Origin of the sequence: Nocardia speluncae NBRC 108251, assembly GCF_001613245.1 — a bacterium.
Classification (GTDB): Bacteria; Actinomycetota; Actinomycetes; order Mycobacteriales; family Mycobacteriaceae; genus Nocardia; species Nocardia speluncae.
This window is the reverse complement of record NZ_BDBZ01000035.1, coordinates 12,703-25,942: the sequence shown is the minus strand read 5'-3', so window position 1 is coordinate 25,942 and position 13,240 is coordinate 12,703. Positions and strand designations below refer to the sequence as shown.

Below are 13,240 nucleotides of genomic sequence, written 5' to 3'. Positions count from 1 at the left end.
AGACGCAGTGCAGCGTATGGTAGACACAGTTCCACGTCAACCGATTTTCGAGAGGTACCCGATGGCCACCCCGACCGTCCTGGAAATGCTCTGGGGTACCGATCGACGGCCGACCCGGGGGCCCAAACCCACCCTGACCCGCGCCGCGATCGTGGCCGCCGCGATCGAACTTGCCGATACCGAAGGATTGGCCGCGGTATCCATGCAGAAGCTCGCCGACCGGCTGGGCTACACCAAGATGTCGCTGTACCGCCATGTGCCGGGTAAAGCCGAGCTCACCGCGCTGATGACAGAAGCAGCCCTGGCCGGCCTACCGGAACTGGACACCTCGGGCACGCAACCGTGGCGTGCCGGGCTGCGGTCCTGGGCATTGCTGAGCTTCGAACGGTACCGCCGTCATCCGTGGGTGATGGAGCTACTGACCGGCACCCGGCCGATGGGCCCCAACGAGCTCGGCTGGACCGAGGCGGCCCTCGAGGTGATGGCGGATATCGAGCTGACCGGTCCGGAGCGCCTGGATACGCTCGTCGTACTGAACGGGCACGTGCGCAGTCTGGCGCAGCAATTGATGGGCCCCACCACCGGCGAGAAAGAATTCACCACGACCATGGCGCAGGCCCTGGAATTGGCGGGCGAACGTTTCCCGCGGCTGATCGCCGCCATATCGGACACCCCCGAAGCATCCCCGCCGGGCGAGCAATCACACCGGCGCGATGCTGCCCTCGAATTCGGAACAGAGCGGATTCTCGACGGCCTGGCAGCCCTGCTGGCACAGCGCGCCACCCGGTGATCTCCTCCCGCGGCATTCCCCCGTTCCGCGCGACCACCGGTCACATTCCCGGCAGCCGAATCCCCCGGTCCGCCGCCACGCGGGCCAATTTCGCCGCCTCGTCGATGGCGACGGCGACGTATGTGCGCCAACCCTCATCGTCACAACGCAGCAGATATTCGTAATCACTGTCGGTGAGCAGCACATCGTCACCATCGTAGAAATTCCAGCGCACCCGGACCCGCACCAGCACAGAGGTCAGCTCGGCGAATTCCAGCAGGGTGTGATCGACCCGGGAGAGGCCGAGCATCTGATACATGGGATGCGCCTGCGCAAGGCCCCGAGCCATTTCTTCGCGGGAATGCAGCGCCCCGACGAAATCATCGCTGACAATGGTGCCCGGCGTACCCCACAGTGCGGCCGTACGCTCGGCGTCGAACGCACTCAGCGTGGACTGATACTCGTCGAGAAATACTTCGATGTCATCGCGTGTGGACATAGCGACACCTGGCCCGCCGGGCCATGCCGGTCGTTTTCGGAACGACGACCGGCTCGGCCGCGGCCGGAGTTCGGAGCGCCCACGATCGGACGCTCCCCTCCTCAGTTGGCCAGCGCCTCCAGCAGCGCCGCCCGCTGGCGGGCACCCAGACCACCGATCCGGCGATCCTCCGGGATCTCCGCCTGGTCCATCAGCTTGGCGGCCTTCACCGGCCCGACGCCCGGCAGCGCCTTGATCACAGCGACCACCTTGGTCTTCTTGACCAGTTCATCGCTATCGGCCTTGCGCAGCAGGTCGGCAACCGAAACTTTGCCGTCTTTCACCTGACCGATCAGTTCGGAGCGCGCCTTGCGCACCGCCGCCGCTTTGGCCAGAGCCTCCGTGCGTTGTTCTGCGGTCATCGTTGGCAGTGCCATATCTCCTCCGCTTTCACTCGTCGCTCGAACATCTGGTTGATCGGGGTCGATTCAACATCACAATACCGACACCGAACCGCCGACACACCGGCCAGACCAGCAGTCATAGCAATGATTTCTGAGTGAGTTCCCGCAGCGAGCCCGGATCCGCACCCGCCACGGACTCCGAGAAGGGTCGTCACGGACGCTGGAACACGTAACATTCGCCGGCTCCGCAGCGAAATTCTGGGCAGACGCATCGCTTGCGTGGCGGCGATTCAACGGCGAACCGAGGGGTCAACGCAGATACCCGCCCGTCGCGCAGGACATGCGCTCTGACCTGGAATTTCATAATCCCATCCCAACGCGGCCCGAAATCGGGCACCCGGCCGGCTACTCGCTTCCCGGTGCCGGATCGGCACCCGGCTGCTACGCTCGCGAACCTAGAACACGTTCCAATTCGTAGGAGTGGTGATGGCACGCGAGATCCGCGACGTAGTCGAGCAGTACGTGAAACGGGTCGGCTCGGGGCCCACCGAAGATATCGTCGCGCTCTACGCACCGGACGCGGTGATCGAAGACCCCATCGGCACCGAGCCGAAACAGGGCCACGACGCCATCCGGGAGTTCTACAACGTCATCACCGGCCTCGAACGGGAGGCCTCGATCGCGCCGGAAACCGTGCGGATCGCCGGTAACCACGCCGCATTCGTCTTCACGTTGATCACCAAGTTCGACGGTCAGCGGATGACCCTGAGTCCGATCGATGTCATGGAATTCGATACCGAGGGCCGGATCACCCGGATGCGCGCGTACTGGAGCGCCGACGATATGGTCGTCGAGCCCGAATGAGCCGCGATCCGGCGGCTCTACTGCGCTGAGCCGTCGTATCGCCGGCCTCGGGGCTGCCCACGGCCGGCCCCGGCCCCCATCACGCGCGGGAACTCCTGGAGTTCCTACGCGCCGGGCCGGCACCGTGGGCACCCCGGGCGTCACGCCGCGGGACAGTATCTCGTCCAGGTAGTAGAAGCATTCACCCGGACCGAGGAGACACCCGATGAGCACAACCCGTATCCCCGCGCTCGCCCCGAAGGACGCCGGGCTGCTGACCAAAGCCATGTATTGGTTCGCCCGGCGCCAGTTCGGCGAAGTACCGGAACCGTTCGCGGTCAGCGGCCACCACACCGGAATCCTGCTCGCCGGCGGAATACACGAACTCGTGGCGGAGCGGGCCTCCACCAAGCTGCCCGCCAATATTCGCGAAATCGCCGTCTACCGGACGGCCTGGACCGTCGGCTGCTCCTGGTGCGTAGATTTCGGCACCATGCTGCAGCGCCTGGACGGCCTGGATATCGACCGGCTCCAGCATATCGACGAATACGAGACTTCTCCGCATTACACCGACGACGAGCGGGCCGCCATCGCCTACGCCGACGCCATGACCGCAACCCCCATGACCGTCACCGACGAGCAGGTGGCCGATCTGGAACACCGGTTCGGCAAAGCGGGCGTGATCGAACTGACCTACCAGATCGGCCTGGAGAACTCCCGGGCACGCACCAACCACGCGCTCGGCATCACCTCACAGGGATTCAGCACCGATTCGTGCCGGGTGCCATGGGCCTGAGCGGGTCAGGCCCGGAGGCGGTAGCGAAGCGTAACCACGCAGGCCCCGCTCATGCCCCATCGACACAGCTTGAGCGGGTCAGGCCCGGAGGCGGCAGCGAAGCATAACCACGCAGGGCCCGCTCATGCCCTGACAGCAGCAGCCCGACCACCGGTCAGATCACCCAGCATGCGTAGCCGATATGCGCGCCGCGGCCGACGAACACCTGCACCGACGGGGCGGGACCGCCGCCCGGCTGGGCCGCCTGCAGGGTGTGGTCCCCCTCGTAGGCGGGCACCCAATCGATCAGCGCCAGCCCGCCCCCCGCGGGCGGCACCGTGACAATCGGAATGTCGTTGTCGTAGAACGTCACCGGAGTCACCGCCTCGCTGAGCCGGGCCATCAGCGTGTAGCTGCAACCGGTGCCGTAGTTCGTGCGGATCCCGGCATTCAGATCCGGGGTCACACTGACCTGGATCACAGTGGCAGCGGCGGGCGGAGCACTCAACACGGCGGCCGCCGATGCTGCCGCGAGTGCGCATAAAACGGCGCCCGCCCGGCCGAACCGTGCGGGCGCCGAGATGTCATCACATCGCTCGCGCCGTAACCCGAAAAGCAGCTGTGTCGCCATAACCGCTCCTACATCGCACAAATGTCGAGTGGTCACGACCATACAGCGCGTACGCCGCCGATAAGGCCGGAACCGGCCTCGGAACGGTTGCGGTCGAGCGTCAGGCCGATTTGTCGCGGCGCTCCGGCCGCTCGCGCTTACGCGGAACGATGGTGGGCAGCACGTTGTCGTTGACCGTATCCGCGTCCACAACGACCTTGGCCACATCGTCGCGACTCGGAATATCGAACATCACCTGCTGCAGCACTTCTTCCATGATGGCGCGCAGCCCGCGCGCCCCGGTGCCCCGCAAAATGGCCTGATCCGCCACGGCCTCGAGCGCATCTCGGGTGAACTCGAGGTCCACCCCGTCCATCTCGAACAACCGGATGTACTGCTTCACCAGTGCGTTCTTCGGTTCGGACAGGATCTTGACCAGCGAATCCTTATCCAGGTTCGTCACCGAGGCAATCACCGGCAACCGGCCGATGAACTCGGGGATCAGACCGAATTTGATCAGATCCTCCGGCATGACCTCGGAGAAATGATCGGTGGTATCGATCTCGGCCTTCGATCGCACCTCGGCGCCGAAACCGATCCCGCGGTGGCCCGTGCGATCGGAGATGATCTTCTCCAGGCCGGCGAACGCGCCCGCGACGATGAACAGCACATTGGTCGTATCGATCTGGATGAATTCCTGATGCGGATGCTTACGGCCGCCCTGCGGCGGCACGCTCGCCTGCGTACCCTCCAGAATCTTCAGCAGGGCCTGCTGCACACCTTCGCCGGAAACATCCCGAGTGATCGACGGGTTCTCGCTCTTACGCGCGATCTTGTCGACCTCGTCGATATAGATGATGCCGGTCTCGGCGCGTTTGACATCGTAATCGGCGGCCTGGATGAGTTTGAGAAGAATATTCTCGACATCCTCGCCGACATAGCCTGCCTCGGTGAGCGCCGTGGCATCGGCGATCGCGAACGGCACATTGAGCATTTTTGCCAGCGTCTGCGCCAGATAGGTCTTACCGCAACCGGTAGGACCGAGCATCAGGATATTGGACTTCGCCAGCTCCACGCTTTCCCCGCGCGCGTCCCGGCCCTTGTCCCCTGCCTGAATACGTTTGTAATGGTTGTACACCGCGACCGCGAGCGTGCGTTTGGCCGTGTCCTGGCCGATCACGTAGTTCTCCAGGAAATCCCGGATCTCTGCCGGTTTCGGCAGCTCGTCGAGCTTGACCTCGCTCGATTCCGCCAGCTCTTCCTCGATGATCTCGTTGCACAGATCGATGCACTCGTCGCAGATATACACCCCTGGTCCCGCAATGAGCTTCTTGACCTGCTTCTGGCTCTTCCCGCAGAACGAGCATTTGAGCAGATCGCCGCCGTCGCCGATGCGCGCCATCGTGTGGGTCCCTACTTCCTTGTTCGCGTGCAACCATCCGTCCAGCTGCCAGCCTGCCGCGCCCGCAATGGAGCGAAATCCGGCGCTGTCACCCGGATCGAGGGGCGGTGCTGTCAACCGGGAACAAAGGTCCCTGGGTTTGACCGTACCCGGTGTGTGCGATCGGGGTCGACAACTCGGGCAGGTTTCTCATCGCGGTTGTGCGGGGTTCACGCGGATACGGCGTCGTCGCGCGATTTCCACCGCGCGGGCCGCACGGGGCGTGTCGCACGTTCGGCGCCGCAGCGGCGCGGCCGGGTCCCGCTCCCCGGCCGATCCTGCGTACCGCGGGTAATCGCGGTACGCAGGACCCGCCGCGCTCACTTCTGAGCGCTGAGCTTCCGGTAGTCGAACACCGTATCGATGATCCCGTACTCCTTGGCGTCCTCGGCCGTCAGGATCTTGTCGCGATCGGTGTCCTTGCGGATCGTGTCCGCGTCCTTGCCGGTATGGCGGGCAAGCGTGGTCTCCATCAGCCGGCGCATCCGCTCGATCTCGGCAGCCTGGATCTCCAGATCCGATACCTGCCCCTGGATACCGCCCTCCACCGACGGCTGGTGGATCAGCACCCGCGCATTCGGCAGGCAGGCCCGCTTCCCGGGCGTACCCGCTGCCAGCAGTACCGCCGCCGCCGAGGCCGCCTGCCCGAGGCAGACGGTCGCGACATCGGCACGCACGTACTGCATGGTGTCGTAGATCGCCATCAGCGAGGTGAACGAACCACCCGGCGAGTTGATGTACATCGTGATATCGCGATCGGGATCCAGCGATTCCAGCACCAGCAGCTGCGCCATGATGTCGTTCGCCGAGGCATCGTCGACCTGCACGCCGAGGAAGATGATGCGTTCCTCGAACAGCTTGTTGTACGGGTTGGATTCCTTGACGCCGAAACTCGAATGCTCGATGAACGACGGCAGGATGTAGCGCGACTGCGGGCCCGCCGGGGCGAGGCCGCCCAGACCGGCGCGTGCAACGTTCGGATTGGCCATATTCGTCTCCAAGTCTGTGAGTGAGCTGTCCGCCGGACGGATTCGCGAACCCCGGCCGGCCACCCGGGCCGGATTCACGAACGCCGCCCTAGTTGCCGCCCGTGCCGCCCGTCTGGCGCGCACTCGTGACCACATGGTCGATGAAGCCGTACTCCAGCGCCTGATCGGGTGTGAACCAGCGATCGCGGTCCGCGTCGGCGTTGATCTGCTCCACCGGCTTTCCGGTGTGCATCGCCTGCAACTCGTTGAGCTCACGCTTGGTGTAGGCGAACTGCTCGGCCATGATCGCGATATCCGCGGCCGAACCACCGATACCGGCCGACGGCTGATGCATCATGATCCGGGTGTGCGGCAGCGCGTAACGCTTCCCCTTCGCACCCGCGGTCAGCAGGAACTGCCCCATGGACGCGGCCAGACCCATCGCGGTGGTCGCGATATCGCATTCGACGAACTGCATGGTGTCGTAGATCGCCATACCCGCGTTCACCGACCCGCCCGGCGAGTTGATGTAGAGCGAAATATCTTTGGTCGAGTCTTCCGCCGACAACAGCAGGAGCTGCGCACAGATCTTGTTGGCGATGTCATCGTCGACCTGGGTGCCGAGAAAAATAATGCGCGAACTCAGCAGGCGCTCGTACACGGAATCGCTGAGATTGAGCCCAGCGGTCGGAGCTGTCATGACCTCGGCTTGGTTGATTGTCACGGATACCTGCCTTCTCTCGCCGGCTCGTTGCTGTCACAAACATTAACGAAAGGTGGTGCGGCCGAACTCCCGGTCCCACGCCTATTCGCTGAGAGCGCAATTACACGGCATACGGTTCGCGGCACTTCGGTCCCGGATCTTCCGGCCTCGGGTTCCACGGGCCGCCGTTGCTCCGCGCTGTCATTTTGGAGCCGCTCCGCGGCTCGAGGGTGGGGTCCTGTCAACCCCTGATCTCCACTCCCCCGCACCGTCGCTCCGGACCGGGGGCGAGCCCCACCCAGGGAGGCGGGCAATACGGGGGAGGGAATAGAAGGGAAGCCCTGGGAAACCGGGGGCGGGCATACCGAGGACGGGGGAAAGTTCCCATGCATTCTCTGGATTGCCGACACCGCCTCTGGTCCCAGGGCTTCCGATCCGTACTGCTTGTTCGGGTTACTCCTTGTCCGCGGTCTCCGCGGTCGATTCTTCGGCGGCCTCGTCGGCGGCGGGCTCGGGGCTGCCGAACATCTCCTCGGTATCCACGGTGTTGCCGTCCGAGTCGGTGACGGTCACCTTACCGACGACCTCCGCCAGTGCCTTGCCGCGACGGACGTCGGCGAAGACCGCGCCCAGCTGGCCGGCCTGCTGCACCTGCTGGATGAACTGTTCCGGCGCCATCCCGTAGCGCTGGGCCTGGAACAGGATGCGCTCGGTCAGCTCCTCCTGCCCGACCTGGGTGCCCTCGGCCTCGGCGACGGCATCCAGCAGCAGCTGGGTCTTCACCGACTTCTCGGCGGCTTCCAAGGTGTCGGCGTCGAATTCCTCGCGGCTGGAGCCCTGGGCCTCCAGCGCCGCGGCGAACTTCTCCTCGTCGTGGTCGAAACCGTGCACGGCGTCGTGTTCCACGGCGTCGACCTCGGCCTTGACCACGGCCGCCGGCAGCGGCACGTCGACTGTGTCGAGCAGCTTCTCCAGCACCTGGTCGCGGATATCTCCGGCCTGCTGCACCTTCTTGTTCCGCTCGACGCGGGTGCGCAGATCGGCCTTCAGCTCGTCGATGGTGTCGAATTCGCTGGCCAGCTGTGCGAATTCGTCATCGGCTTCGGGCAGTTCGCGTTCCTTGACCGAACCGAGGGTCACGGTGATCACGGCTTCCTTACCGGCGTGGTCACCGGCGACCAAGGTGGAGGTGAACTCTTTGGACTCACCGTCGGACATGCCGAGCAGGGTGTCGTCCAGACCCTCGATCAGCTGACCCGAACCGACCTCGTGCGACAGCCCGGTGGTCGCCGCCTCCGGGACATCCTCGCCGTCCACGGTGGCCGACAGATCGATGGAGACGAAATCGCCTTCCTGCACCGCACGTTCGACGCCCACGAGGGTCCCGAACCGCTGGCGCAGCGACTGCAACTGCTCGTCGATGTCTTCATCGGCGATCTCGATGGCGTCGACGGTGACGGCGATGCTGCTGTAATCCTCGGGCAGGGCGATCTCCGGACGGATATCGACCTCCGCGGTGAACGCCAGCTCCTGGCCGTCCTCGATCTTGGTGATCTCGATCTCGGGCTGCCCGATGACCTTCACCTCGGAGGTGGTCACGGCCTCGCTGTAGCGGCCGGGCAGCGCATCGTTGACTACCTGCTCCAGCACCGCGCCGCGACCCAGGCGCGCCTCGAGCAGCTTGGCCGGTGCCTTGCCCGGACGGAAGCCGGGAATGCGCACCTGCTTGGCCAGGGCTTTGTAGGCGCGATCGAAGTCCGGCTTCAGCTCCTCGAAGGGCACCTCGACATTGATCCGGACCCGGGTCGGGCTCAGCTGCTCGACGGTGCTCTTCACGGACATGCTCCTTGTTCTCGTCGGTTCGTCTTGACCTCGGCCCGGCACGTTGTTCCGTACCGGTACGCGGTGATGGCGCGTGGTCTGGCGACAGCACGCGGGTACGCGCCGCCGGCGTACCGTCCGGAACGGCGAGCACCTGCGGTTTCACGCGACCGGGATACGCATCCCGACCAGGGTAGTTGACCGGGTCGGGTGGGCTGTACGCCGGGAGGCGGTTGGCCGGCTCCCGGCGGCGAGCGAACGGATCGCACCGGCGCCCACCAGCACAGCTCAGTCCTGGGGTACCGCCACCGCATCGGTGACGAAGACCAATGTCTCGTTGGGCTGCACCCCGTTGCCCCCGGCGCCGTAACCCAGATCCGGCGGGATGATCAGCAGCCGGCGGGCACCCTGCTGGACTCCTTCCAGCCCCTGCTCCCAGCCGGGGATGACCATGCCGGAGCCGAGCGCCAGCTCGAAGGGCTCGCCGCGGTCGAAGGACGAATCCAGCTTCTGCTTGTCCGACCAGGTGACCAGGGAGTAGTTCATGGTCAGCTGATCGCCGGTGGCCGCACCGGGCCCGGATCCGGGACCCAGATCCTTCACGACGAGTTGTTTCGGCGGATCGCAGTCGTCCGGGATGGTGATCTCGGGTACCTCGCCGAAACCACCGGTGACCCCGATGTCCTCGGCCGTGCATTCGCGACCCTTCGATTCGGTCGGCGCCCCCTGCACGGGCACGGCGGCCGAGGTCGTGGAGGTCACGGTGGTCTCGGAAGCGTCGTCGGAACCGCACCCCGTGAGCCCGAACGCGACCGCCCCCACGGCGGCGACGGCGATGATCCTGCCGAATATCTGCATCCGCCGAGCTTATGGTGCGCCGTAGGCGCTCGGTCAGGCCCCCTCGGGGTCGGCGGCCCACACCCTGACAAATCCCCTTCCGGGCCATGGCGGGCGCCCCGGCGAACCTCTCGGTTATCGGCCGGCTTCGCGGGTATGCCGCGAATGAAAACGCACAGAACTCGCTACCGCGGTACCCGCACGCGAGAACCGGCCCGGACGCGGCACACCTCCAGCTATCGTTGGGGGCGTCCGTATCGGAGTGCGGATTGCCCGGCGCGACCATGACCTCCAGGAGGTTCGGCGTATGACGCAGTTGGCAAGTGCAGGTGGGGATACCGCTGCCGACAATCCGGGCGGTGACGGGGGTGAATCGATCGCACCCCGTCCTTATGTGCTGTCCGCGACGGCGCAGGGCCCGCTCGACGCGGACGAGCTGGAGACCCTGGACGCATGGTGGCGGGCCGCCAATTATCTGTCGGTCGGGCAGATCTATCTGATGGCGAATCCACTCGTGCGCGAACCGCTGGCACCCGAGCATGTCAAACCGCGGCTGCTCGGTCATTTCGGTACCGTGCCAGGGCTGAATCTGGCGTGGGTGCACGCGAACCGGGCGATTCTGGCGCGCGATCTGGACGCGGTATTCGTGGCCGGACCCGGGCACGGCGGTCCGGGGCCGAATGCGTGTGCGTGGCTGGAGGGCACCTATTCGGAGCTTTACAGCCATGTACCACGCGATGCCGAGGGGATGCGTGCGTTGTTCGCGCAGTTCTCCTTTCCCGGCGGGGTACCGAGCCATTGCGCACCGGAGACACCCGGTTCGTTCCACGAGGGCGGGGAACTGGGCTATTCGCTGCTGCACGCATTCGGTGCCGCACTGGACAACCCACATCTCACGGTGTTCTGCGTGATCGGTGACGGGGAGGCCGAAACCGGCCCGCTGGCGGGCAGCTGGCATTCGAACAAATTCCTGAACCCGGCCCGCGACGGCGCGGTACTGCCGATTCTGGCGCTGAACGAATACAAGATCGCCAACCCGACCCTGCTGGCCCGGATCCCGGAAGACGAACTCTGTTCGTTGCTGCGGGGCAACGGGTACGAGCCGCTGATCGTCGCCGGTCGCGACCCCGCGCAGGTCCATCAGGATCTGGCCGCCGCCATGGACGCCTGCCTGGAGCGGATCGCGCAGATCCAGCGCGCTGCCCGCGACGGGACCGACACCGCCCGCCCGCACTGGCCGATGATCGTGCTGCGGACCCCCAAGGGGTGGACCGGGCCGCCTCAGGTCGACGGAAAGCCGGTAGAGGGAACATTCCGCGCGCATCAGGTGCCGCTGCCCGCGGCTCGCCAGAATGCCGGGCATCGTGCGGTGCTCGAACAGTGGCTGCGGTCCTATCGGCCGGAGGAGTTGTTCGACGAAGCCGGCGCCCCGGTCTCCGAGTTGCGCCGGCTGGTGCCGGTGGGGGCGAAACGGATGAGTGCGAACCCGGTGGCCAACGGCGGGGAACTTGTCCGTGACCTGCGGCTACCCGATTGGCGCGACTACGCGGTGGATGTTTCCGAACCGGGGCGCACCAGCCACGAGGCCACCCGCGTGCTGGGCGGCTGGCTCCGGACCGTCACCGAACGCAACCCGGACAACTTCCTCACCTTCGCTCCCGACGAACTGGCCAGCAACCGGTTACAGGACATCCTCACGGTCACCGGCCGCAACTGGCAGGCCGAGATCGGCCCCGACGACGTGAAACTCGACCGCACCGGCCGGGTCATCGAAGTGCTGTCCGAACATATGTGCCAGGGCCTGCTGGAGGGATATCTGCTGACCGGCCGGCACGGCGTCTTCACCTGCTACGAGGCCTTCGTCCATATCGTCGACGCGATGTTCAACCAGCACGCCAAATGGCTCGATGCCAGCGCCGAGGTACCGTGGCGGCGCCCGCTGGCGAGCCTGAACTACCTGCTGTCCTCCCATGTCTGGCGGCAGGACCACAACGGTTTCACCCATCAGGATCCCGGTTTCCTCGATGTGGTGCTGAACAAGAAACCCGAGATCGTGCGGGTGTATCTGCCGCCGGACGCGAATACGCTGCTCTCGGTGTACGACCACTGCCTGCGCTCACGGCACTACGTGAACGTGGTGGTGGCGGGTAAACAGCCGCAGCCGGATTGGCTGTCGGCCACCGACGCCGCGCTGCACTGCGCCCGTGGAATCGGAATCTGGGAATGGGCGGGCAACCGCGACGAACCGGCCACCACCCCGGATGTGGTGCTGGCCTGCGCCGGCGACGTCCCTACCTTGGAAACTCTTGCCGCGGCCTCGATCCTGCGTGAGAAGCTGCCCTGGTTGCGGGTACGGGTGGTGAACGTGGTGGATCTGATGCGCCTGCTACCGGCGGAGGAACACCCACACGGCCTGCCCGACAGCGAATTCGACACCCTGTTCACCCGGGGCTCCCCCGTGATCTTCGCCTTCCACGGCTACCCGTGGTTGATCCACCGGCTCACGTACCGCCGCACCAACCATGACGGCCTGCACGTCCGGGGTTACAAGGAACAGGGCACGACCACAACGCCCTTCGATATGGTCATGCTCAACGATCTCGACCGCTACCACCTGGTGATGGATGTCATCGACCGGGTACCGGCACTGCGGCAGCAGGCGGCGGGGTTGCGGCAGGACATGGTGGATGCCCGGCTACGGGCCCGGACCTGGACCCGGCAGCACGGTGAGGATATCCCCGAGGTAGCGGACTGGCGCCGGCCCGGGTGAACGAACGCCCGGCCCCGGGCGAAACTGCCTTGCCGACACTTTGCGCCTGTACACCGGTGTGGTCGTCGATGGGGAGCTGTCGGCGTTGCGGTGCCCGCAGCGGCAGACGGCCTCGACGATGTAGCCGGCTGCCGGGCGGCCGACACCCGCCACCACGGGCACGTCGGGATCCAGGCAGGAGAACGCGAGCGCAATCCTGTAGATGATGCGCCGGTTCGCGGTGGACCCGTGCCGGCTGGTCCATCCACCGCCCTACGGCTCCGTGCGCAACCTCCGAATTACCGGGCCACCCCTAGCATCCGGCCCAGGCATTCGGGCACATCCACGGTGAGGGCGGTGGTGGCGCGGCGGGCTGCGGCGGATACCGATCGTTCCCATTCCAGGGAAATCAACGCGCGCATATCCACACCATCATGTACCGTACCGTTAAACAGCGGCACATAGAACGACGGACCACAGACAATGTTTCGCCGTGCAAGTTCTATACCGCCCCAAAGGAACGGAAGACGACCATGATCATCGCTCGCACCCATGAACTGGTGAAAAAGATCGCCGCGGCGGCCGCCCTGACCGGCGCACTCGTCCTGGCACCCGCCACCCTGACAGCACAGGCGGCCCATGCCGATGTCGGCCACAGCACCCGCGGTGATTCACACCCGGGTAACGGCACATACGACGACACCCATGCAATTCCCGCCGATACCAGTAACCGCAACGAGCCCATGCACGCCATCCCGGCGTACCGCAGCGAAACCAACGACGGCGGCGGCGTCTTTCACGACATCTGCGCGTACAAGCCCTACTTCTACGCCTGCCGGTGA

General features: G+C 65.6%; 14 protein-coding genes. 5 read left to right on the top strand and 9 right to left on the bottom strand.

The annotated features are described in order from the left end of the window. Positions 1-61: 61 nt before the first annotated feature. Complete coding sequence (locus NS6_RS25030) at positions 62-790, top strand: TetR/AcrR family transcriptional regulator (protein WP_068046264.1); 729 nt, start codon at positions 62-64, stop codon at positions 788-790. Positions 791-830: 40 nt separating this feature from the next. On the opposite strand, the gene NS6_RS25025 is transcribed toward NS6_RS25030, so the two are convergent. Continuing rightward, positions 831-1,268 carry a DUF6841 family protein gene (locus NS6_RS25025; protein WP_068046261.1) on the bottom strand — a complete coding sequence of 146 codons (438 nt, stop codon included), beginning with the start codon at positions 1,266-1,268 and terminating at the stop codon, positions 831-833. Between the two features lie 101 nt (positions 1,269-1,369). Next, positions 1,370-1,684 (bottom strand): integration host factor, actinobacterial type, encoded by a 315-nt coding sequence (gene mihF / locus NS6_RS25020; protein WP_033244686.1) that lies wholly within the window; start codon positions 1,682-1,684, stop codon positions 1,370-1,372. 453 nt (positions 1,685-2,137) lie between these two features. Here mihF and NS6_RS25015 point away from each other — a divergent pair, with 453 nt between their 5' ends. After that, positions 2,138-2,515: a nuclear transport factor 2 family protein gene (locus NS6_RS25015; RefSeq protein WP_068046925.1), complete on the top strand. Its 378-nt coding sequence runs from the start codon at positions 2,138-2,140 to the stop codon at positions 2,513-2,515. 205 nt (positions 2,516-2,720) lie between these two features. After that, positions 2,721-3,290: a carboxymuconolactone decarboxylase family protein gene (locus NS6_RS25010; RefSeq protein ID WP_068046258.1), complete on the top strand. Its 570-nt coding sequence runs from the start codon at positions 2,721-2,723 to the stop codon at positions 3,288-3,290. 154 nt (positions 3,291-3,444) lie between these two features. Here the strand turns inward: NS6_RS25010 and NS6_RS25005 are convergent, their stop codons facing one another. The 6 genes from NS6_RS25005 to NS6_RS24980 all read right to left on the bottom strand — a co-directional run bounded on the left by NS6_RS25005 (position 3,445) and on the right by NS6_RS24980 (position 9,670). After that, complete coding sequence (locus NS6_RS25005) at positions 3,445-3,900, bottom strand: hypothetical protein (protein ID WP_068046255.1); 456 nt, start codon at positions 3,898-3,900, stop codon at positions 3,445-3,447. A gap of 100 nt (positions 3,901-4,000) precedes the next feature. After that, complete coding sequence (clpX, locus tag NS6_RS25000; RefSeq protein ID WP_068046922.1) at positions 4,001-5,281, bottom strand: ATP-dependent Clp protease ATP-binding subunit ClpX; 1,281 nt, start codon at positions 5,279-5,281, stop codon at positions 4,001-4,003. A 359-nt stretch (positions 5,282-5,640) separates the two neighbouring features. Further along, positions 5,641-6,309: an ATP-dependent Clp protease proteolytic subunit gene (locus tag NS6_RS24995; RefSeq protein ID WP_068046252.1), complete on the bottom strand. Its 669-nt coding sequence runs from the start codon at positions 6,307-6,309 to the stop codon at positions 5,641-5,643. Positions 6,310-6,397: 88 nt separating this feature from the next. Further along, positions 6,398-6,988 (bottom strand): ATP-dependent Clp protease proteolytic subunit, encoded by a 591-nt coding sequence (locus NS6_RS24990; protein WP_068046919.1) that lies wholly within the window; start codon positions 6,986-6,988, stop codon positions 6,398-6,400. A gap of 456 nt (positions 6,989-7,444) precedes the next feature. Next, entirely contained in the window at positions 7,445-8,827 is a 1,383-nt protein-coding gene (gene tig / locus NS6_RS24985; RefSeq protein ID WP_068046916.1) for a trigger factor, read from the bottom strand. A 273-nt stretch (positions 8,828-9,100) separates the two neighbouring features. After that, entirely contained in the window at positions 9,101-9,670 is a 570-nt protein-coding gene (locus NS6_RS24980; RefSeq protein ID WP_068046249.1) for an FKBP-type peptidyl-prolyl cis-trans isomerase, read from the bottom strand. Between the two features lie 286 nt (positions 9,671-9,956). On the opposite strand from NS6_RS24980, the gene NS6_RS24975 reads away from it, so the two are divergent. Continuing rightward, positions 9,957-12,419, top strand: coding sequence for a phosphoketolase family protein (locus NS6_RS24975; protein WP_084471427.1), 2,463 nt, complete (start codon positions 9,957-9,959; stop codon positions 12,417-12,419). A gap of 278 nt (positions 12,420-12,697) precedes the next feature. Here the strand turns inward: NS6_RS24975 and NS6_RS36270 are convergent, their stop codons facing one another. After that, entirely contained in the window at positions 12,698-12,820 is a 123-nt protein-coding gene (locus tag NS6_RS36270; protein WP_281211435.1) for a hypothetical protein, read from the bottom strand. Between the two features lie 111 nt (positions 12,821-12,931). Here NS6_RS36270 and NS6_RS24970 point away from each other — a divergent pair, with 111 nt between their 5' ends. Continuing rightward, positions 12,932-13,240: a hypothetical protein gene (locus tag NS6_RS24970; protein WP_068046243.1), complete on the top strand. Its 309-nt coding sequence runs from the start codon at positions 12,932-12,934 to the stop codon at positions 13,238-13,240.